Origin of the sequence: Aeromonas sp. 1805 (genome assembly GCF_013085525.1) — a bacterium.
Lineage (GTDB): Bacteria > Pseudomonadota > Gammaproteobacteria > Enterobacterales > Aeromonadaceae > Aeromonas > Aeromonas hydrophila.
The window spans coordinates 2985734-3006956 of record NZ_CP038515.1 but is presented as its reverse complement, the minus strand read 5'-3'; the positions used below and the strand labels follow the sequence as shown (position 1 = coordinate 3006956).

Annotated in this window: 21 protein-coding genes; 4 read left to right on the top strand and 17 right to left on the bottom strand. The window is 62.5% G+C overall.

From position 1 onward, the window contains the following. Nucleotides 1–43: 43 nt before the first annotated feature. The 16 genes from fliR to E5E96_RS14110 form a co-directional block, all read right to left on the bottom strand. Entirely contained in the window at nucleotides 44–835 is a 792-nt protein-coding gene (fliR, locus tag E5E96_RS14185) for a flagellar biosynthetic protein FliR (RefSeq protein WP_171282437.1), read from the bottom strand. A gap of 67 nt (nucleotides 836–902) precedes the next feature. Further along, on the bottom strand, nucleotides 903–1172 hold the full coding sequence (fliQ, locus tag E5E96_RS14180; RefSeq protein ID WP_011705282.1) for a flagellar biosynthesis protein FliQ: 270 nt from the start codon (nucleotides 1170–1172) through the stop codon (nucleotides 903–905). A 27-nt stretch (nucleotides 1173–1199) separates the two neighbouring features. Further along, nucleotides 1200–1979, bottom strand: coding sequence for a flagellar type III secretion system pore protein FliP (gene fliP / locus E5E96_RS14175; RefSeq protein WP_171282436.1), 780 nt, complete (start codon nucleotides 1977–1979; stop codon nucleotides 1200–1202). Further along, on the bottom strand, nucleotides 1966–2349 hold the full coding sequence (gene fliO / locus E5E96_RS14170) for a flagellar biosynthetic protein FliO (protein ID WP_171282435.1): 384 nt from the start codon (nucleotides 2347–2349) through the stop codon (nucleotides 1966–1968). The genes fliP and fliO overlap by 14 nt, the downstream gene beginning before the upstream one ends. Nucleotides 2350–2410: 61 nt before the next feature. After that, nucleotides 2411–2803 carry a flagellar motor switch protein FliN gene (gene fliN, locus E5E96_RS14165; RefSeq protein WP_011705280.1) on the bottom strand — a complete coding sequence of 131 codons (393 nt, stop codon included), beginning with the start codon at nucleotides 2801–2803 and terminating at the stop codon, nucleotides 2411–2413. A gap of 51 nt (nucleotides 2804–2854) precedes the next feature. Further along, entirely contained in the window at nucleotides 2855–3925 is a 1071-nt protein-coding gene (fliM, locus tag E5E96_RS14160; RefSeq protein ID WP_011705279.1) for a flagellar motor switch protein FliM, read from the bottom strand. 9 nt (nucleotides 3926–3934) lie between these two features. After that, a complete protein-coding gene (fliL, locus tag E5E96_RS14155; RefSeq protein ID WP_011705278.1) occupies nucleotides 3935–4453 on the bottom strand; it encodes a flagellar basal body-associated protein FliL in 519 nt (172 codons plus the stop codon). 57 nt (nucleotides 4454–4510) lie between these two features. Continuing rightward, the gene (locus E5E96_RS14150) at nucleotides 4511–6517 is read right to left on the bottom strand and encodes a flagellar hook-length control protein FliK (protein ID WP_171282434.1); all 2007 of its coding nucleotides are present in this window, start codon (nucleotides 6515–6517) and stop codon (nucleotides 4511–4513) included. Nucleotides 6518–6608: 91 nt separating this feature from the next. After that, the gene (fliJ, locus tag E5E96_RS14145; RefSeq protein WP_011705276.1) at nucleotides 6609–7049 is read right to left on the bottom strand and encodes a flagellar export protein FliJ; all 441 of its coding nucleotides are present in this window, start codon (nucleotides 7047–7049) and stop codon (nucleotides 6609–6611) included. Between the two features lie 26 nt (nucleotides 7050–7075). Further along, nucleotides 7076–8407: a flagellar protein export ATPase FliI gene (fliI, locus tag E5E96_RS14140; RefSeq protein ID WP_011705275.1), complete on the bottom strand. Its 1332-nt coding sequence runs from the start codon at nucleotides 8405–8407 to the stop codon at nucleotides 7076–7078. A gap of 72 nt (nucleotides 8408–8479) precedes the next feature. Continuing rightward, on the bottom strand, nucleotides 8480–9286 hold the full coding sequence (fliH, locus tag E5E96_RS14135; protein WP_171282433.1) for a flagellar assembly protein FliH: 807 nt from the start codon (nucleotides 9284–9286) through the stop codon (nucleotides 8480–8482). A gap of 64 nt (nucleotides 9287–9350) precedes the next feature. Then, nucleotides 9351–10412: a flagellar motor switch protein FliG gene (gene fliG / locus E5E96_RS14130; RefSeq protein WP_011705273.1), complete on the bottom strand. Its 1062-nt coding sequence runs from the start codon at nucleotides 10410–10412 to the stop codon at nucleotides 9351–9353. Then, a complete protein-coding gene (gene fliF / locus E5E96_RS14125) occupies nucleotides 10405–12117 on the bottom strand; it encodes a flagellar basal-body MS-ring/collar protein FliF (protein ID WP_016350050.1) in 1713 nt (570 codons plus the stop codon). The genes fliG and fliF overlap by 8 nt, the downstream gene beginning before the upstream one ends. 57 nt (nucleotides 12118–12174) lie before the next feature. Further along, on the bottom strand, nucleotides 12175–12492 hold the full coding sequence (gene fliE / locus E5E96_RS14120) for a flagellar hook-basal body complex protein FliE (protein ID WP_029301485.1): 318 nt from the start codon (nucleotides 12490–12492) through the stop codon (nucleotides 12175–12177). A gap of 202 nt (nucleotides 12493–12694) precedes the next feature. Beyond that, nucleotides 12695–13471, bottom strand: coding sequence for a hypothetical protein (locus tag E5E96_RS14115; RefSeq protein ID WP_171282432.1), 777 nt, complete (start codon nucleotides 13469–13471; stop codon nucleotides 12695–12697). A 217-nt stretch (nucleotides 13472–13688) separates the two neighbouring features. After that, the gene (locus E5E96_RS14110) at nucleotides 13689–14780 is read right to left on the bottom strand and encodes an HD domain-containing phosphohydrolase (RefSeq protein ID WP_171282431.1); all 1092 of its coding nucleotides are present in this window, start codon (nucleotides 14778–14780) and stop codon (nucleotides 13689–13691) included. A gap of 270 nt (nucleotides 14781–15050) precedes the next feature. Between E5E96_RS14110 and rimO the strand changes: the two genes are divergently transcribed. From rimO to E5E96_RS14095, 3 genes are all read left to right on the top strand, one after another. Continuing rightward, the gene (gene rimO / locus E5E96_RS14105; RefSeq protein ID WP_011705268.1) at nucleotides 15051–16379 is read left to right on the top strand and encodes a 30S ribosomal protein S12 methylthiotransferase RimO; all 1329 of its coding nucleotides are present in this window, start codon (nucleotides 15051–15053) and stop codon (nucleotides 16377–16379) included. Nucleotides 16380–16607: 228 nt separating this feature from the next. After that, on the top strand, nucleotides 16608–17282 hold the full coding sequence (locus tag E5E96_RS14100; protein ID WP_016350040.1) for a response regulator: 675 nt from the start codon (nucleotides 16608–16610) through the stop codon (nucleotides 17280–17282). Next, nucleotides 17282–18664: an ATP-binding protein gene (locus tag E5E96_RS14095; protein ID WP_029301488.1), complete on the top strand. Its 1383-nt coding sequence runs from the start codon at nucleotides 17282–17284 to the stop codon at nucleotides 18662–18664. Before E5E96_RS14100 ends, E5E96_RS14095 begins: the two co-directional genes overlap by 1 nt. Before the next feature lie 301 nt (nucleotides 18665–18965). Here the strand turns inward: E5E96_RS14095 and glk are convergent, their stop codons facing one another. Next, nucleotides 18966–19934, bottom strand: coding sequence for a glucokinase (gene glk / locus E5E96_RS14090; protein ID WP_171282430.1), 969 nt, complete (start codon nucleotides 19932–19934; stop codon nucleotides 18966–18968). A gap of 349 nt (nucleotides 19935–20283) precedes the next feature. Here glk and E5E96_RS14085 point away from each other — a divergent pair, with 349 nt between their 5' ends. Continuing rightward, nucleotides 20284–21138, top strand: a complete 855-nt coding sequence (locus tag E5E96_RS14085) for a MurR/RpiR family transcriptional regulator (RefSeq protein ID WP_005298732.1) — start codon at nucleotides 20284–20286, stop codon at nucleotides 21136–21138. Nucleotides 21139–21223 lie beyond the last annotated feature (85 nt).

The following is a 21223-nucleotide window of genomic DNA, read 5'->3' as shown; positions in this document are numbered from 1 at the left end:
GGTTCGTTCAAAGCAATGGAGCCCCCAACCTGCCGCCGGCATCTTACTGGCCCCCCAGACACTGGGTGCCGATGAGGGTGCAACTGGTCTCCTGCACCCGCTCCCACATGCTGTCGAAATGGCCGAGGAAGCCACCTATGGTCAGCCAGAGGATCAGCAGGCCCGACATCATGCTGACCGCAAAGCCGATACTGAAGATGTTGAGCTGGGGTGCGGCACGGGTCATGATGCCGAAGGCAAAGTTGATGAGCAGCAAGGCGACGATGGCGGAGAGCGCCATCACCAGCGAGGCCTGATACATGACCCCGAGAAAACCGATCAGATCGCGAATGGAAGGCAGGCTGAGGCCGCTGTCCGACACCGGCAGGGTATCAAAGCTCAGCACCACCATGCGCAGCATGATGAGGTGGCCGTCCACCGCCAAAAACACCAGGGTCGCCAGCATCAGGTAGAACTGGCCCACCACCGGTGCCGACTGGCCGTTCATGGGATCCACCAGAGTAGCGAAACCCAGACTGGTCTGCATGGCGATGATCTGGCCGGCCATCACGAAGCTCTCCATCAGGAACTGGGTCATGAGGCCGAGCGCGACCCCGATGAGCAACTGCTGGCCCAGCACCAGAAAACTGCCGACCGAGAACAGCTCGATCTTGGGCATGGGGGGGAGCAAAGGGGCAATCATCAGGGTCAGTGCCAGCGCCAGGCTGATGCGCACGCGAGCCGGCGTCAGCCGGCTGCCAAACACCGCCATCACCATCAGCAGCCCACTCACCCGCGCCAACGGCCAGACGATGGAAGACAACCACTCCATGATGAGAGCGGTTGTGTAGGTCATCCCGGCACCTTGTGGGCCATCGAGCCCGGCAACGGGCACAGCAGGCCGCTCTGCTCGAGCGGGCCCCTCATCCCACCACCTCCGGAATTTGGCTCACCATCAGCAGGAAGAAGTCCATCAGACTCTGCAAGCCCCAGTGCGCCCCCGCCCCCAGTGCAAACAGGGTGACGATGAGGCGGGGCAGAAAGCTCAAGGTCTGTTCGTTGATAGAGGTGGCCGCCTGGAAGATGGCCACCAGCAAGCCGACGCAGAGGCTCGGCAGGATCACGGCGCACACCATGATGGTGACCAGCCAGAGCGCCTCGCGAAACACGTCGATAAAGGTTTCAGGACTCATGCCGTTCGCTCCTTGCGTTGCTTGCCCTTAACCACCGGCGCCCAGCCCGAAGCTGTTGGCCAGGGATCCCAGGATCAGGTTCCAGCCATCCACCATGACGAACAGCATCAGCTTGAATGGCAGGGAGACCAGCATCGGCGACAACATCATCATCCCCATCGCCATCAGGATACTGGCCACCACCAGGTCTATCACCAGGAACGGCAGAAACAGCATGAAGCCTATCTGGAACGCGGTCTTGAGCTCGCTGGTGACAAACGCCGGGATCAGCACCCGCAGCGGCACGTCGGCGGGCTTGTCCACCTGCACGTTCGCTATCTCCATGAAGGTGTTGAGATCCTTGATCCGGGTCTGGGCCAGCATGAACTGGTGGATGGGCAGTTCGGCCTTCTCCAGCGCCTCCTTGGCCTGGATGGTCTCGGCCAGATAGGGTTGCAGCGCCTCGTTGTTGATGCGATCCAGCACCGGCGACATGATGAAGAACGACATGAACAGGGCGATGCCGATCAACACCTGGTTGGAGGGGCTCTGCTGCAGGCCGATGGCCTGGCGCAGAATGCCGAGCACTATGATGATGCGGGTAAACGAGGTCATCATGATGACCATGGCCGGCAGGAAGGAGAGCGCCGTCATCAGCGCCAGCACCTGCAGGGTCAGGCTGTATTCCTGGCTGCCGTCCGCCATGGTCTTGATGGTGACTGCCGACATGCCGTCCTGGGCCAGCGCCAGCGGCGAGCAGAGGATCAGGAGGGATAACAGGCCGACCAGCAGCCCACCGTGCGGCCGTAAGCCGTTAGCTTTTTTCATGCTTGCCCATCAATTTGCCAAGCTGCTGGGAGAACGCCTGGGGCTGGCTCTCGTCCAGCGGCTCTTCCAGGCGATAGAGAAAGTTGACCTGCTGCGGCGTCACCCCGAGCAACAGCTGCTGATCGCCCACCTTGACCACCAGCAGCTTCTCCTTGTAGCCCACCGGCAGGCTGGCGATGATCCGCATCTGGCCGCCCCCCATGGCGGTGGCAATCTTGCTCTTCTTGAGCAGGAAACCGAGCACCAGGATGAGGCCGATCACCATCAGGCTGGAGAGCAGCCAGGAGGTGAGGCTGGGCGGATTGGCGCCCGCAGCGGGTTCGGCCAGTGCGGGGAGGGACAACAGCAGTAACGGAAACGCGCGGATCATTTGAGTTTTTTGATCCTTTCGGCCTGATTGATGATGAGACCAGTCAACGCAATCATTTTGGTCATTTGAGTTTCTTGATCCTTTCGATTTGACTGATGACGTCAGTCAGCCGGATGCCGAACTTGTCGTTCACCACCACCACCTCGCCGTGGGCGATCAGGGTGCCGTTGACCAGTACGTCGAGCGGCTCACCCGCCACCCGATCCAGCTCCACCACCGAGCCCTGGTTGAGCTGCAGCAGGTTGCGGATGCTGATCTGGCTGCGGCCCACTTCCATGGCGATGGTCACCGGAATATCCAGAATGGTATCCAGCTTGCGCCGCTCCTCGGCACTGATGGGGGCATCATCCTTGAGCTCTTCGAGGGGAGCGGGCTTGGCTTCGGCAGTCACCTGCTCTTCCAGCGCGGCTGCCCAGGCGTCCGCCATCAGATCCTCTTCATCAGTTCCGCTCATCTTGAATTCCTTATGCTGCTTTCTTGACGGTCTGCCAGCGCAGATCGCCGTTTATCGTTGTTGATCTTCGATGCTGCGCTCGAGCTCTTCCAGCTCGGCCTCGCCATCGATGCGTACACCGCCCCGGGTCACCAGATGCATCTCGGTCTTGACCCCTTCCGGGCGCTTGAGTTTGTCGGTGATCTTGAGCGCCACATTGTCCTTGGTCCGCCCCATCTTGGCATGGAAGGTGGGCAAGTCCTCCACGAATACCAGCAGGTTCTCCGGCATCTCCACCGGGATGATGTCGCCGGGCTGCAGCTCCATCAGCTCGCGCAGGGTGAGCTCGGTCTCCAGCAACTTGGCCCGCAGCTCCACCTTGACGTCCATGATCTCGTCGCGCAGCGCCTTGCTCCAGCGCACGTCGGTGTCACCCTTGTCGCTCTGCACGCCGGCATCCAGCAGCTCGCGGATAGGCTCCAGCATGGAGTAGGGCATGGCCACGTGGAAGTCGCCGCCACCGCCATCCAGCTCGATATGGAACGAGCTGACCACGATCACCTCGGTGGGGCTGACGATGTTGGCCATGGCCGGGTTCACCTCGGAGTCGAGGTACTCGAAGCCCACGTCCATCACCGGCGCCCAGGCGTCCTTGTAGTCCTCGAACACCAGCTTGAGCAGCATCTGGATAATGCGCCGCTCGGTGGGGGTGAACTCGCGTCCCTCGATCTTGGCGTGGTAGCGACCATCGCCACCGAAGAAGTTCTCCACCAGGATGAAGACCAGCCGCGCCTCCATGGTGATGAGCGCCGTCCCCTTGAGCGGACGGAAACGCACCATGTTCAGGCTGGTCGGCACGAACAGGGTGTGCACGTACTCGCCGAACTTGAGCATCTGCACGCCGTTGATGGAGACCTCGGCGGTGCGGCGCATCATGTTGAACAGGCTGATCCGCATGTGGCGGGCGAAACGCTCGTTCACCAGCTCCAGGGTCGGCATGCGACCACGGACGATGCGGTCCTGGGAGGAGAAGTCGAACTGGGCGACGCCGGGATCCCCCGCCGCACCTATCTCTTCCTCTTCGACATCATCGACCCCGTGCAAGAGGGCATCAATTTCGTCCTGACTTAACAGATCGCTCACGCTTCACCCTTATTGCATGACAAAGCCGGTAAACAGCACTTGTTCGATAACGGGGGAAGAGACCAGGTCATTGAGCACCCGACGGCACTCTTCCAGTGAATCCTTGCGCAGCTTCTCCTTGCCCTCGAAGGTCATCAGCTGCTCGCTGGTAGCCGCACTGAAGACCCGCAGCAGGGTGCCTTCGATGAGGGGGATATTCTGCTTGGCCAGCGTCTCGTCGGCGGTGCCGCGCACCATCAGCTGGATCTTGATCTGCACCAGCCGGTCACGCTGACCACCGGAGACGTTGAACACGAAGGGGCGTGGCATGCCCACGTAGAGCGAAGGCTGAGGCGCCGCCTCCTTGGGCTTGGCATCTTTGCCCTCCCCCGCGGCCTCGGCCGCCGGTTTGTCGCCGCCGGACAGCATGAACCAGGCGCCGGCCCCGCCGCCACCCAGCACAATCACGGCCAGGGCGATAATCATGATCAGCTTCTTTTTCTTACCTGCCGCCGGATCTTTCAGCGTCAGTTCGTTATCGTCTGCCATCCCTTGTCCACCCTAGTCTCAAACTTGTTCGATATCATAAACTTACTCGGGCTGGCATCAAGCATAGAAATCAATTCCGCTGTCGTTTGTCGATTCCGTCGACAAACGCATGCCGGCGCCCGTGACCTCTGCCTCAGTTTGGCCTGTTTCGGCAAAAGATCCGCTGCCTTTTTGGCCTTGCTGGCCCTGACCGGCAAACGCCGACTGGCCCTGTGACTGCTGCTGCGGCTGTTGTTGCACCAGGGTCTGGCCCAGCTGGATGCCCTGCCCGGCCAGCATATCACGCAGCCGGGGCATGGCCTGCTCCAGCATTTCCCGTGTCTGGCCGTGCTGCACCACGAAATGGACGTTGGCCTGGCTGTCCGCCCCCATCTGGATCTGGATCTTCATCTTGCCAAGGCCGAGGGGATCGAGCTGGATCTCCGCCTGCTGCAGCTTGTCCGCCAGCATCAGGTTGACCTTCTGATGCAACTGGGCCGGCGCCTCCGGATCGGCCAGCTTGAGGTGGGGCAGGTTGGCGGGCTCGCGCCGCGCGGCCGCTTCGGTGGCCGCCGGCCGGTTGTCATGACCCACCGCCTGGGGCTGGCTGTTCTGCTGGACCTGCTGGCTGCGGCTGCTCTCCGGGGTGGTGGTCGTCTCGCTGCTCTCCTGAGCGCCGCCGCGAGCCAGATCTGCCACCTTCTGCTTCACGTCGACTTTCACCTCACTGCGGGCCCTGGGCGCGTCGCTGCGCTCGGTGGCTTCCATCTGCTTGAGCCCGGCTGACAGGCTGGCCAGGGACGCTTGCGGACCCTGCGGCTCGCTGCTGGCGAGCACCTGTTGCGGCGCCACCAGCACGGGTTCGTTGGCGGGGGCGGTGGCCGGCGCCGGTGCGCCGCTGCTGGCGGCAGGAGCAGGCTGGCCCTCGGCCTTGGCAGCTACCGGCTTGGACTGCCCATCCCCCTCGGCAGCGGTCTGCGTCGGCGCCTTGTCAGCAGCGGCGCTGCTCGAGCCGCCATCGGTGCGGGTCACCCCCTCTTCAAACGCTCTGGCGGCGCCGGGCTGAGTGGCCACGGCCTGGTGGGTGGCCTGCAGCGGAGCGGTTTTTACCGACTCTTCCTTGCCCGCCATGGGCGGCACCACAGGCTTGGCCCCCTTGTCGGCGCCCTCCAACTGGATCCTGGTGTCATCCTCACCCTGTTCGCTTAACGCGGCGGCAGGCACCTTGCTCAACAAGGCCGCCCGCTCGGCGGTGGAGAGCTCGCTTTTGCTCCCCTTGGTCTCTTTGCCACTGTTATCGGCCTGTTGGTCAGCATTGGCGCCGGCGCCGCTCTCCTTGCCACCGCCCTCTTGCCCGGCGCCCTGCAGCTGAGCCGTCAGGGCGGCGTCATCCGTCACGACGGCATCCGGCTGCGCGGCTTTCGCATCAACCGGTGTACTGGTTTCTCCCGTGAGCAAGCTGGCAGCCTGGCGGGCCAGCGCGGCGGCACTGGTCGTCGCCCCCTGCTTGTCGCTGCTGCCGGCGAGCGGCTGGGTGAGGGTGGCCGATGCCTCGGCCGACTCGGCGTCCGCGTCTTCCTGCGGCAACATCTTGCCGTCCGTCTCGACGACGGGAGCCGTGGCGACCAGATTGATGGCCGGCGGGGCCACCAGAGAGGTGTCCTGTTTGAGGGCATCCTGCAAACGCTGCAAGAAATCGTTGGGGGCGAGAGCGGGGTCGGGCTCGCTCCCCTTCTGTGGTTTGTCGTCGGCGCCAGCGGTCTCCTCGGCCTCATTCGCCAAAGATTTGGCAGCCTCGCCCTTGGCGGTCGGCACCGGCTTGTTGCTGTCCGCTGCACCAACATTCCCCTGCTCGGCGCCGGGCCGCGCCGGAGCCTTGCCACCAGCGTTGGCAACCTTGCCATCGGCTTTGGCATTGACCTTGTCAGCCTGCTGCACCCGGTTCATCACCTCGGAAAAGCCGACCTTGCCGTCGCTCTGCAGGGCCCCTTCACCGCCATCCTGGTTCGCCGTCAGCACAGCGCTCTTGTCGGCTGCAGTAGCGGTCGGCGCGGCGGGAGAATTGGTTAACAGTGTCTGCATCATGGTGAAGATTCCTGGCGACATTCGGCTTCGGGTTTATCCTCAGCTCCCCGGGGGAAGTGAGGCGCACACGGGATGGCAAGAAGAAAGCAAGTTACAGGCCAGAATGGTGGAAACGGCGCAGCATGGCGTACTCGTCCAGCATCTTCTGCTCCTGGCGCTGGGCTTTCTGCTGCTCGCGTCCCGCCTGCTTGGCCAGCAGCAACTCCACCGCCTTGCGCCGCTGCTGGGCGGCCAGCCACTCCTCGCGGCGCAGCTCCAGCGCCTGGCGTACCTGCAGCACTCCTTCGTACTGCTGGGTGGCTGCCTGCTCGAGCTTGTTGATGAAGGCGTGATACTGGCTGTTCTGCTGGGCACCTATGCCCTGCAGGCCGCGGTCGGTCCACTGCTGGTGGTAGATCTGGCGGTACTGGTTGAGCGCGTCCTGCTGCTCCATGAAGATCTTCAAGTCCTGCTGGGCCTTGGCCAGCGCCAGCGCCGCCTGCTGTTCGGCCTCCACCAGCCGCTCCGACAACATTACCAAGCCTTTACTCATGGGCACGCCTCCCTCTTATCTTCTCGTCAACGCATCAGCGGCATGGCCACTAGCTGCAGGGCCTGCAGGCCCGCATCGTAGTGAATGACCTCGCGCATGCCTTGCTGCAAGAACTGATCCAGATAGGGTTTCTGGATGATGGCGCGGTCGATGCGGGGGTCGGAGCCCTGGCTGTAGGCACCAATGGTGATGAGATCCCGGTTCTGCTGGTAGAGGGAGTAGAACTGCTTGAGGGTGCGCGCCAGCTCCATGTGTTCCGGCGAGGTCACCATGGGCATCACCCGGCTGATGGATTTTTCGATGTCGATGGCCGGGTAGTGGCCCGCATCGGCCAGCTCGCGCGACAGCACGATGTGGCCGTCGAGGATGGCCCGCGCCGCATCGGCGATGGGATCCTGCAGATCGTCCCCTTCCGTCAGCACGGTGAAGAAGGCCGTGATCGAGCCCTGGCCGTCGCTGCCGTTGCCAGCCCGCTCCACCAGTGCCGGCAATTTGGCGAACACCGAGGGCGGATAGCCCTTGGTGGCCGGCGGCTCGCCCACCGCCAGGGCGATCTCGCGCTGGGCCTGGGCGTAACGGGTGAGCGAGTCCATCAGCAGCAGCACGTTGAGCCCCTGATCGCGGAAATACTCGGCGATGGCCAGCGCCGTCTCACACCCCTTGAGCCGCATCAGCGGCGAGGCATCGGCCGGCGCCGCCACCACCACGGAGCGGGCACGCCCCTCCTCCCCCAGGATCTCCTCGATGAACTCCTTCACCTCGCGGCCCCGTTCGCCGATGAGCCCGACCACCACCACGTCGGCCACCGAGCCGCGGGTCATCATGCCGAGCAGCACGGATTTGCCGACGCCGGAGCCGGCGAACAGCCCCATCCGCTGGCCCTGCCCCACGGTCAGCACGGCGTTGATGGCGCGCACCCCCACGTCCATCGGTTGATGGATGGGGCGGCGGGAGAGCGGGTTGATGCGGTGCTGGGCAAACTGCACCGTCTGGGAAGAGAGGATGGGGCCGAGCCCGTCCAGCGGCTGGCCGATGCCGTCGATGACCCGGCCCAGCAGGTTCATGCCGACCGGGATGCCGTGCTCCTCGGTGATGGGCACCACCCGGGCACCGGGAATGACCCCCTTGAGCTGTTCGCTTGGCATCAGAAACAGCCGATCGCCGGAGAAACCGACCACTTCGGCCTCCAGCGAGCCATCCTGGGTATCGATGCGACAGAGTGCCCCGATGGCGGCGCGGCAGCCAATGGCTTCGAGGGTCAGCCCCACCACCCGGGTCAGCTTGCCGGCCACCGGCGGTTTGGGGGCGATATCGCGTACCCGATACCCTTGCAACCGATTGAGTAACGAGCCGCTCATCCGGCCTCCTGAGATATGACGTTGAATGGGTAGAGAAAGCAGACGGGCCACACCCTGGCGGCCCGCACGCCCTTAGCCGCGGGCATCCTGCGATGCATTGTCGCGCAGGAAGTTGCGCAGCAGCTGATCGATGCGTCCCGCCAGCGTCAGATCGATGCTGGAGAGCTCGGTGGCCAGCTGCAGATCGCCGGGGGAGAGGGTGGGATCGCTTTGCAGCCGCCAGTGGCGCTTGGCGCACTCCTCGGCGCCGAACGCCTGCTCGACCCGGGCCAGATCGTCCGGGTGCAGCATCAGGGTGACCCCCAGTTCGGCGGCCGGCAACAGTGCCAGCCCCTGCTTGAGCGCTTCGAGCAACAGCCGGGGCGAGGTTTCCGCCTCGTGACGGATGAGGGCGCGGGCCAACTGCATCACCAGGGCGATGAGCTGCTGCTCCACCGCGCCGTCCAGCTCCTTGAGCGGGTTGGCGAGGCGATCGATGAGCCCCTGCCAGTGGCTCATCTGCTGATCCACCAGCTCGCGACCGAGGGCCAGCCCCTCCTCCTTGCCCTGCTCCAGCCCGGCGGCATGGCCCTGCTGCAGACCTTCCAGCTTGCCCTCTTCGAGCCCCTTGGCGTAACCGGCTTCACGCCCCTCGGCCATGCCCTCTTCCCAGGCAGCCTGGCGGATCGCTTCGAGCTCCTCGGCAGTGATGCTGGGGGTCGGTTCCTCCACCGGCTCTTCGACCGGGACCTCTTCTTCCTGCCGATACCAGTCCGGCGTCAGCCCGAGGGCATTGGTCTCGACTTCGGCCTCGACCTCCATCTCGGGCCAGCCCCAGGTCTGGACCTGGCTCTCATCCCCGTCGGGTCTGACATAACCGCGCAGCTTGTTGTTGTTCATCTGCCTGCCGCACTCCTCGCCATTCTACTGCCCGGCCTGCTATTCACGCCGACGTGACCGTTCATCAGAGGAACTCCTCGCCGCCACCGGCACCCAGCATGATCTCGCCGGCATCCGCCAGACGGCGGGCGATGGAGAGGATCTCCTTCTGGGCGGCTTCCACTTCGGAGACCCGGATCGGCCCCATGGCCTCCAGATCGTCCGCCAGCATCTCGGCGGCCCGTTTGGACATGTTCTTGAACACCTTCTCGCGCATCTGATCGTCGGAGCCCTTGAGCGCCCGTTGCAGCAGATCGCCCGGCACTTCCCGCAGCATGGTCTGGATGCCGCGATCGTCCACATCGATGAGGTTTTCGAACACGAACATCAAATCCTGGATCTGCTGGCTCATCTCCTCGTCCGACTCGCGGATGGAGTCCATCAGCTGGCCTTCGATGTTGGTGTCGAGGTAGTTCATGATGTTGGCTGCCGCCTTCAGGCCGCCCATCTTGGCTGCCTGGGCACCCGCCGCACCGGCGAACTGTTTCTCCATGATGTCGTTGAGCTCTTGCAGCGCCGCCGGTTGCACCTCTTCCAGGTTGGCGATACGCATCACCAGATCGAGGCGCACCTGTTCCGGGAACTGGCTCAGGATCTCGGCCGACTGTTCCGGCTCCAGATAGGAGAGGACGATGGTCTGGATCTGCGGGTGTTCGTTCTGGATGATGCTGGCCACCTGGCGGGCATCCATCCACTTGAGCGAGTCGAGGCCGCGGGCACCTGAACCCAGGATGATCTGGTCCACCAGGTTGCTGGCCTTGTCTTCGCCAAGGGCCGCCACCAGCGCCTTGCGTACGAAGTCTTCGCTGCCGATACCGATGTTGGTGTACTTCTGGATGTCGTCGATGAATTGACGGTGGACCGCCGCCACCCGGTCGTGACTAAAATCCGACATGGAGGCCATCGACATGCCGAGCCGCTGCACCTGCTTGGGTTCGAGATGGCGGAAGATCTGGGCGGCATCCTCTTCGTTGAGGCTCAGCATCAATACCGCCGCCATCTCCATCCCGCTCATCTGATCCAGGATCTGGCGCTGACTGTCGGTGATGTCATTGCCGGTGACCTGTGTCTTGTTTTCGTCAGCCATCTTTGTTCGCTACCCATTCTTTAATGACCTGTGCGGCCAGATCCGGTTCGTTCGCCACCAGCGCACGTACCGCCTTGAGCAAGTCTTCGTCACGGTGCAGATCCGGCAGTTTCAGATGGCCGTCACGTACCCCGAACACCGGCTCGGATTCAGCTTGAGCCGCCAGCAGACTGAGCTCGTCATCCCCACCCAGGACGGTGTGGTTGTCGAAGTCCAGTTCCCCTTCCGGCTTGGCATCCGGATAGAGCAGGCGCTTGAGCATGGGTCGCACCACGGTGACGATCAACACTATGATGACCAGCACGGAGGCGGCGATGCGCACCGCACGCCAGAACCAGGGCTGCTCGTAGAGCGGCGCTTCGGCCACGCTCTCAAGCTCGGGCCGGTTGAACGGGATGGCGACCACCTCCAGAGTATCACCACGGGTCACATCAAAGCCAAGGCCACCGCTCAGCAGACGGCGCAGGGTATCGAGTTCGGGCTGGGTACGGGGCTCGCGGGTCACCTTGCCATCGGCAGCGGTAGACGCCTTGTAATCCACCGCCACCGAGACGGTCATGCGGCGAATGCCTCCCATCTGGCGCCGGATATGGCTGACGGTGGTATCCAGTTCGAAGTTGCGGGTCGCCTCCTTGCGGGAGCGGCCGGAAGAGGACGCGGTTGTTTCGGCATTGGGGCCGGTCGCCTGCTGCGGAATGTTGGAGGCGGCAGGCGGCTGGTTGGAGAGGGCGCCGGGCACGCCGCCGTTGCTGCCGTTGGCGCTGTTCTCTTCCATGGTCATTTCGGAGCGCACCGCCGGCAAGTCCGGGTTGTAGGTCTTGCGGGTCTGCTCCTGCTGGGAGAAGTCGAGGGAGAGATCGACCTCCGCCGTATAATTGTCAGCGCCGAGCACCGGGATCAGGATGGCGTCAATTTTTTGTTTGTATTCCAGCTCCTGCTTCTGCTGCATCGCAAACTCCTTGCGAGTCTGGGCAGAGACGGGATCCTGGGAGCCCGAGTTGAGCAGGCGGCCGTTCTGGTCGGTCACGGTAACGCGAGTCGGCTCCAGACCGTGCACCGCGGAGGCGACCATGTCGACGATGGAGTCCACTTCCCCCTGGCCGAGGGCATTGCCCTTGAGGCTCAGCACCACAGTCGCGCTCGGTTTGCGTTCGTTGCGGGCAAACACGTTGTCTTTCGGGATGGCCAGCAGTACCTGGGCCTTGGCCACGTTCTGGAACTGCTCGATGGCGCTGGCCAGCTGACGCTCGCGGCTCAGCTTGAGACGCTCGCTCTCCATGCGCTGGCTGACGCCGAAGCTGGAATCTTTAAGCAGGATGTCTTCCCCGTCACTGGTGGTGTCGGTGGCGTTGGCCAGGCCGGCACGGGTCAGCGCCAACCGGATGCTGGAGTAGTTCTCGGCACTGACCAGCACGCTCTTGCCATCCACCTGATAGGGGATCTTCTGCTGATCGAGGTAGTCGAGGGTCTTGACCAGCTCCTGGGTGGTGTAGGTGCCAAGGGGCCGCATGTCCGGCTCCTTGCCCCACAGCAGGATGAAAACGGCGATCGCCAGACAGATGGCCAACCCCAGGATCAGGGTGATCTGACGCAGCACATCCGTGTTGGACAGAAAGCCGAGTGCTGAACTCTTCTGCTCATTCTCATCGAGGGCGGCACTGCCCTCATCGTTCATCAGCAGTTCGCCGTTTTGGTCATTAGCCACGATTTATGTCCTTATTGCTGACATGTTCATGATGTTCAGTTGCCATGGTGAGCGCGCTTATACCGGCATGTTCATGATGGTCTTGTAGGCATCGACCATCTTGTTGCGTACCTGCACCGTCGCTTCGAAGGCGATGGAGGATTTCTGGCCGGCGATCATCACCTCGGACAAGTCGACCGAGTTGTCGCCCATGTCGAAACGGGTACGCAGATCGTTGGCGGCCCCCTGCAACTCGTTGACGTTGCCAAGGGCCTGTTGCAGCAACTGGCCAAAGTCGGACGTGACCTGGCGGCCGGGCTGGGTCAGCGGCGTGGCGCCGGCTTCGACCTTGAGAGCCTGCATCTCTTGCATCAGGCTGCTTGCACTAATTTCCATATTCTATCCCCAGACAAATCATTGACGCTGTCAAGGTGTAAGCAATTAGGGTGCCAACAAGTAGAAAACCACTAGGCAAGCGGGATGAGAGGGGGTAAGCAGCCTGTAACAGGCGATGCGAGAGCAGATTATTTGCCAAGTAGCAGGCCTTCCCGTCAGCCAGCAAGATGCGGGCCGACGGAAAAGGCCGGAAAGCGGGTGACTAGCGGGTTAGATCCTTGTCCACCCAGTACTTGGAGCCAGAGATGTTGGCATCGAGCAGCAAGCCTTTCTCGCCGATCTGGTAGATGGCCATGCCGCCGTTGTACTTGGCGCTGAGCTCGGCGCTCTCCTTGCCCGCCACGGCCCCCATCTCGGAGGTGGCCTCCCAGCCTTGGCTCACGAAGGCATCGAACCTGGCCTTGTCTTCAAACAGGATCACCTGCTGGTAGAACTTGCCGCCGAGCCCGGCCGCGAGCCCGGCACCGAACATCTTCATGTAGGTGTGCTTGCCGCTGGTGCGATTGACCGCCACCCCGGCCCCCTGGTTGGTGTGCAGCATCAGGGAGAACTTGCGCGAGTCGAACACCGCATAGCCATAAGCCTTGTCAAACAACAGCTTGGCCGAGGGTTGCTGGTTGAACAGCCGCACCAGGGCGGTATCTGCCATGGTATCGAGGGCAAGCCGCGCCTCGTCGGCCGTCTTGGGCTCGAGCATCTCGTCGAGCTTCTTGTCAGCCACCGTGAGCCACTCCTTGCCGGTCGCCACGCTCTTGTCGGTCCAGGCGCCGGCGGTGTTGAACGCCTCCGAGCCCCATTGGGAAGCCGATGCCCAGGTCGCCTTGGAGAAGTCGGTGACGCTCTGCCACGCCTCCTTGCTGGTGTCGCTCACCGCGCTGCCGAGCTCGCTCGCGGCCGCTTTCACCTTGGCCCAGTCAGCCAGGCTGGGGGCTGACGCCAGCGCCATGGCCGTTGCTATCACCAGGAATCGAATCTTCATGCTGTGCTCCACCCTTTGTGATGAGTTGATGGTCACAGTAGCAGATCTGGCCAAAGCCGGATAAGCCCAATGGCACGAGGCGGGTCAATCAGTGACGCTCGTCATGATGGGCTCCATCCGATTGACGGCCGCGACGAGGCAGAGCCCGCCGCCGCTCTCACGCTATCTCACGCAGAGCTCCAACAGGGTTGAATGGGATAGGCACCAGGCCCGCCGCCTAGCTGGCGGCGGGCTCTCGGTATTGCTGATGGATGGCGCGAAACGCCTCCTTGTTGCACAGCGCCGCAGCGACACAGGCGGGGTCGAACTGGCTGCCGGCGTGGGTTTCGAGGTAGGCAAAGGCCGCTTCGAACGTCCAGGCCTGCTTGTAGGGCCGCTCGCTGGTGAGTGCATCGAACACGTCGGCTACCGCGACGATACGGGCCTCCAGTGGTATCGCCTCCCCCGCCAGCCCCTCCGGATAACCCTGCCCGTCGAAGCGCTCGTGGTGATAGGCGATGATGTTCTTGAGCATGTCGGTGTGATGGATGCCGTCGAGACCAAACTCGCTGATCATCAGGGCGATCATCTCCCGCCCCTTGAGCGGGTGGATCTTCATCACCCCGTACTCCTCTGGCGTCAGCTTGCCGGGTTTGAGCAAGATGGCGTCGGGCACCGCAATCTTGCCGATGTCGTGCAGCTCGGAGAAGAGATAGATGAACTCCACCTCCTCATCGCTCAAGGGATAACGGGTGGCCACGGCGCGGGCGATGAGCCGTGAATAGGCCGACATCCGGTGCAGGTGATTGGCGGTCTCTTCATCCCGGTAGCGGCTGAACTCCCGCGCCGTGGTGAGCGCACCGCTCAGGGTCTGAATCGAGAAAAACTCCACCGCGATGATGGCCGCCAGGATCTGGGCGTATGCCGCCAGTTCACCGCGGATGGCGGGGTCGAAGTAGCCAGGCTCCCTGGCATCGCAAAACAGAAAACCGAACAGTTTGCTGTTGAACAACAACGGCTCGGTGTAGCTGGACTCATAACCGGCCGCCAGCAGCTTGCGGCTGTGCTCGGAGGGGGAGCCCAGCAGCGCATCCAGCGTGTCGAGCACCCTTGCTTGCCGGTGTTCGGCCAGATAGCGCAGAGAGGGGACGTCGCTCAGCTTGACCTCGTACTGCACCAGCGGGGAACTTCCCTCGGTGCTGTGGGCAAAGGTCTTGAGCCTGTCCGTGTGCTGGTCATAAATCGCGATGGCCACCCGGCTCAACTTGTCAAACCGCTGCCTGAGCGTAGCGTGCACGTTCTGCATTCTCTCGCCAAATGAGCTGTCCATCCCGTCCTTCCTTCCAGTCTGCCTGCAGGGAGTATAGTGACACCCGTCTTCCCGCTCTCGCAAAATTGAGTTGAAACTCAACAGCCAGCAAGCTGACGGGGCAAGGGTGCCGTCATCGGCCCGTATCGGCTCAAAACGGGCCTGCCTTGGCACAATCCTGCCTCGCCGGAGATATTGTTCGATTCCGCCGTGCCGGCTGTATAGTTTTTGGTTAGCCATTCCGGTAAAATCCGCGCCCTAAAACTAGAGCCACCTAAGAGTGATTGAGCGATGTCCAACACAAAACAGGCCCCCAAAGTAGGATTCGTCTCCTTGGGTTGCCCCAAAAATCTGGTCGATTCCGAGCGCATCCTGACCCAGCTGCGTACCGAAGGGTACGACGTGGTGCCCAGCTATGACGATGCGGAAGTGGTGGTGGTCAACACCTGCGGCTTCATCGACAGCGCGGTACAGGAGTCCCTGGAAGCCATCGGCGAGGCCCTGGCCGAGAACGGCAAGGTGATCGTCACCGGCTGCCTCGGTGCCAAAGAGAACCAGATCCGCGAGATCCACCCCAAGGTGCTCGAGATCACCGGTCCCCACGCCTATGAAGAGGTGCTGGGCCACGTGCACAAGTACGTCGAGAAGCCGACCCACAACCCCTTTACCAGCCTGGTGCCGGCCCAGGGCGTCAAACTGACCCCCCGCCACTACGCCTATCTGAAGATTTCCGAAGGCTGCAACCACCGCTGCACCTTCTGCATCATCCCCTCCATGCGCGGGGATCTGGTGAGCCGTCCCATCGGCGAAGTGCTGGCCGAGGCCAAACGCCTGAAAGAGGCCGGCGTGAAGGAGATCCTGGTGATCTCCCAGGACACCTCCGCCTACGGCGTGGACGTCAAGCACCGCACCGGTTTCTACGACGGTATGCCGGTCAAGACCAGCATGGTGGCCCTGTGCGAAGAGCTGGCCAAGCTCGGCATGTGGGTGCGCCTGCACTACGTCTACCCGTACCCGCACGTGGATGACGTCATCCCGCTGATGCGCGACGGCAAGGTACTGCCCTACCTCGACATCCCGCTGCAACACGCCAGCCCGCGCATCCTCAAGCTGATGAAGCGCCCGGGCACCGTCGAGCGCACCCTGGAGCGGATCCAGAAGTGGCGCGAGATCTGCCCCGAGATCACCCTGCGTTCCACCTTCATCGTCGGCTTCCCCGGCGAGACCGAAGAAGAGTTCCAGATGCTGCTGGACTTCATCGACAAGGCGGAGCTGGATCGGGTCGGTTGCTTCAAATACAGCCCGGTCGAAGGTGCCAAGGCCAACGAGCTGCCGGATCCGGTACCGGAAGAGGTGCAGGAAGAGCGCTTCCAGCGCTTCATGGAGCTGCAGCAGCAGGTTTCCATCCGCAAGCTCGCCCGCAAGGTCGGCAAGGAGATGCTGGTGCTGATCGACGAGGTGGACGAAGAGGGTGCCACTGGCCGCTCCGCCGCCGATGCCCCCGAGATCGACGGCCTGGTCTACCTGAACGGTGAAACCGGCCTCAAGCCCGGCGACATGGTCAAGGTCCGCATCGATGAAGCGGACGAGTACGACCTGTGGGCCAGTCTCATCGACTGATCCCCGACAAGCGCCAACAAATTGGTAAAAGCCAGTCAGTGACCCTGACTGGCTTTTTTTGTTGGCGCCACTTGGCGGATAAATACCGTTACCGCAATGGGTTAGAGGGAATTAACCAATAGCCGGCTGATTCAGTCCCGATACAGCCAGGGCTGTTAGGATCCGGATTGACTCTCCCCGTCATAAGCCCTCTAATTGACAGCCTGGATCCCCATGATCGCGCACCTTATGAAAATATTGTTGGTCGAAGACGACAAGCTGCTCAATCACCACCTCAGCACCCTGCTGACCGAAGCCCAGAATCAGGTACACAGCACCGACAGCGCCCAGGTGGCACTGCATTACGCCGCCGACTATCCCATCGACGTGGCCATCATCGATCTGGGCCTGCCGGACATGGACGGTTTGCAACTCATCCGCCAGCTGCGCGAGCAGCAGATCCCCTTCCCCATCATCGTATTGACCGCGCGCGGCAACTGGCAGGACAAGGTGGAGGGACTGGAAGCCGGGGCGGACGACTACCTGGTCAAGCCGTTCCAGAAGGACGAGCTGCTGGCCCGTCTCAACGCCCTGGTGCGCCGCAGCGCCGGCTTCATCTCCCCCAGGGTCAAGGCCGGCGACTACGAACTGGATCTCTCCCGCAAGGAGCTGACCATCGCCGGCACCCCGGTGGTGCTCACCAGCTTTGAATACCTGATCCTCGAATACCTGATGCGCAACGCCCGCCAGGTGGTCTCCAAGCAGCAACTGCTGGACCAGCTCTATGGCGACGGCGAGGGGGACCCCAACACCATCGAGGTGATGGTGAGCCGGCTGCGCAAGAAGCTGGATCCGGAGGGGACCATCCAGCCCATCTCCACCATCCGCCGCCAGGGTTACATCTTCAACCTGTCGTGCAACTGATGGACTCTCGTCTGCTGCGCCCCATGCGCTTCATCCGCCGCTCGCTGCACATCAAGCTGATGCTGAGCGCCATGCTGGTCATCGCGCTCATCATGGCCTTCTCGGTCTACATCCTCTATCTGGGCCACACCGAGGAGCAGGCCCAGAAGGCCAGCACCCGCATGCAGGAGAACCTCTCCAAGCTGTTCTCCTCCAAACTGCCGGACGCCCATGCCACCACGGATCTGGGCCGGATCACCCCGGATGCCGTCGACCCCAATCTGGATACCCTGATCTGCCGGGCCGACGGCCAGCTGAGCTGGTCCAGCATGCACATGCCGGAGGTGATCCAGGCCAGGGACACCATCTGCCAGGATCTGATGAAGTATCTGGGCGGGCTGGATCAGGACTACTTCTTCAAGCGCCACACCATCAAGAACGGCGAGAGCTACTTCATCTACAGCCTGCGCTTTTTGCGCAATCACGGCGACGGCCCCACCACCTATTACGTGGTGATGGTCGATTCGGCCAAGCGCTACCTGGCCCAGACCCGCGATTACCTTTACCAGTGCATCCGCCAGGCCCTGCTCGCCTACTCCCTGCTCGGCGCCCTGCTGCTGCTCACCAGTTTCTGGAGCCTGGGATCCTTGCGCACCATGGCGCGCCAGATGGACGAAATCCGGGCCGGCAAGCGGGAGGCCCTCTCCAACGACTATGAGCGGGAACTGACGCCGCTGACCGAGTCGGTCAACCAGCTGCTGGAGAACGAACGGCAGCAGACCCAGCGCTACCAGCACGCCCTGAACGATCTGGCCCACAGCCTGAAAACCCGGCTGGCGCTGATCCAGATGACGGCGCAGGAGGTCAAGCTGGGGCGCGACATCCACGACAACATCAATGAGCAGATCCTGACCATGGATCAGATCATCCAGTACCAGCTGCGCCGCGCCGTCACCGGCCGCAAGCGCCTCGCCAGCAAGGGTACCGAGCCGGTGCCCCTCATCGAGAAGCTGCTGGCCAGCCTCGCCAAGGTCTATCGCCACAAGAAGCTGCAGACCCGCTTCAAGTTCGATGACGACGTCTTCTTCGCCGGCGAGCAGGGAGACCTGATGGAGCTGATGGGCAACCTGCTCGACAACGCCTTCAAGTTCGCCATCAGCGAGATCAAGGTGACGGTGAGCCGCCGGCTTGACCGGCTGCGGATCGAAATCGAGGACGACGGTCCCGGCATCGACCCCGGCAAGTCGCAGCAGATCTTCCAGCGCGGAGTACGCGCCGACAGCTCCCCCGGCCAGGGCATCGGGCTGGCGGTGGTCACCGAAATCGTGCACAGCTACGGCGGCCAGATCATGGTGGATGAATCCCCGCTCGGGGGCGCCCGCTTCACCCTCGACCTGCCCTGAGCCCATCCCAGCCCACACACTGCGCCTGCCACCCGGCAGGCGCAGTGCATTGCGGCGCAGGCCCATCCTTTCGCAAAGGACGGCATCTCCACCAGCCGGCAACCCGCAGGCATAAAAAAACCGGCCGCGAGGGCCGGTGAAACAGTTCAGGCTTGTCAGGTGACAAACGCACCCAGCGGATGAAGACAAGTCCCAACTCCTTATGGAGCCCTGCCTTCTTGAGTACGTGTTGACACTCTACGCCATGGTCACTGAATCAAGGCTGAACCATGGCCGATCCGTCCCCTGGCAAGCCGCCTGCTTATAGCTTGATGCCGAGCGACTGGCGCAGATAGGCGCCGGCCCCGAGCAGACCCGGCCCCTCGTGGGTGATGAGGAAGACGGGGATATCCTTGAGGTAGGATTTGAAACGCCCCTTGTCTTCGAAGGCCACCCGAAAGCCCGAGCCGATGAAGAACTCCTGAAAGCGCGGCACTATGCCGCCGGCGATGTAGACGCCGCCGAAGGTGCCCATGTTGAGCGCCAGGTTGCCGGCAAAGCGGCCCATCAGCACGCAGAACAGGCTCAAGGTACGGCGGCAGTCCAGGCACTCGCCCGCCAGCGCGCGCTCGGTGATATCCTTGGGTTCGAACGCCTGCGGCTCGCGGCCGTCGGATTTCACCAGCCCACGGTAGATGTTGACGAGGCCGGGGCCGGAGAGCAGCCGCTCGGCCGAGACGTGGCCCAGCTCGGCGCGCATCACCTGCAGCACCGCATCCTCTTCTTCGCTGTTGGCGGCAAAGTCCACGTGGCCACCCTCGCCCGGCAGACTCAGCCACTGCTCGCCGGTGTGCACCAGGTGGGCCACGCCAAGACCGGTACCGGCACCGTAGATGGCGATGGGCTTGCCGGCCACGGGCGCCGCGCCTCCCAGCTGGATGCAGTCAGCCGCGTTCAGCACCGGCACCGCCATGGAGACGGCGGTAAAATCGTTGATCACCTGCAACCGGCTCAGGCCCAGATTGGCCTGCATCTCGCTGATGGAAAACTCCCAGCTGTGGTTGGTCATGGCGACCCAGTCGCCGTTGATGGGGCAGGCGATGGCGATGCAGGCTTCGCCCACCTGCACCTTGTGTTCATCCAGATAGAGGCGAACCACGGCTTCCAGACTGGGATGGGCCAGCCCGGAATAGGTCTTGGCCTGGGAAATGGTGCCGGTTGCCAGCTCGCACAGGGCCAACCGGGCATTGGTGCCGCCTACGTCGCCGACCAGCGCATGGGTATGCTGCATAAAACAACTCCTTCGTTACTGGGGTCGGGGCGGCCGTTACCGTCCCGCACTTATTATTTGGTGCCAATTCTACCCGAGCCCCTCCCCTTGCGGCGCGTTTGATGGGTGCAACTGTGCGCCCGCTCACAGTGTTGTTGCTTTGCAACATTTGTAAGCGCTTTCACGGAATGACTGGAAGTTTGTAACCAAAACAACGAAATAATTAGACATGAGTCATACTTTGCAGGGCCGAGATTAGTTTCGATAAGAGCTTGTCTTGTATAGTCATCAAGTTGATTGGAAACCTGCTTAGCCATGAATTTAGTGCAAAGACACTGAAGCTAAATTACAAAAACGCCTGGTGGTGATGATGAATACCCTTGATAAAATTACTAATAATTTGGAAAGTTTCAGTAAATCAGAGCGTAAAGTCGCCGAGGTCATCCTGGCCTCCCCGCAGACGGCCATCCACTCCAGTATCGCCACCCTCGCCAAGATGGCTGACGTCAGCGAGCCGACCGTCAACCGTTTCTGCCGCCGTCTCGATACCAAAGGCTTTCCCGATTTCAAACTGCATCTGGCCCAGAGCCTGGCCAACGGCACGCCCTATGTGAACCGCCACGTGGAGGCGGAAGACGGGCCCGATACCTATACCGCCAAGATCTTCGAATCCACCATGGCCTGCCTCGATGCCGCCAAGAACAGCCTGGACATCTCCGCCATCAATCGCTGCGTCGACATCCTGACCCAGTCCAAGAAGATCAGCTTCTTTGGCCTCGGCGCCTCCTCCGCCGTCGCCCGCGATGCCCAGAACAAGTTCTTCCGCTTCAACATCCCGGTGGTGAGCTTCGATGACATCGTCATGATGCGCATGAGCTGCATCAACAGCAGCGAAGGGGACGTGGTGGTGCTCATCTCCCACACCGGCCGCACCAAGGCGCTGGTGGAGATTGCCGCGCTGGCCCGTGAAAACGACGCCACCGTCATCGGCATGACTGCCAAGGACTCCCCGCTGGCGCGCGAGTGCAACCTGGTGCTCTCCATGGACGTGCCGGAAGACACCGACGTCTACATGCCGATGGCCTCCCGCATAGCCCAGCTCGCCCTGGTGGACGTGCTGGCGACCGGTTTCACCCTGCGCCGTGGCATGAAATTTCGCGAAAACCTGAAGAAAGTCAAAGAAGGTTTGCGCGAATCCCGCTTTGATACACCCCACTCTTCGTAAGCAGCGGGGGCCTCGGCCCCCGGCTGTCTCTGCCACCTTCCTTGGTGTAGTATTGTAATTTAGTAACAAAAGCCACCCAGATGGC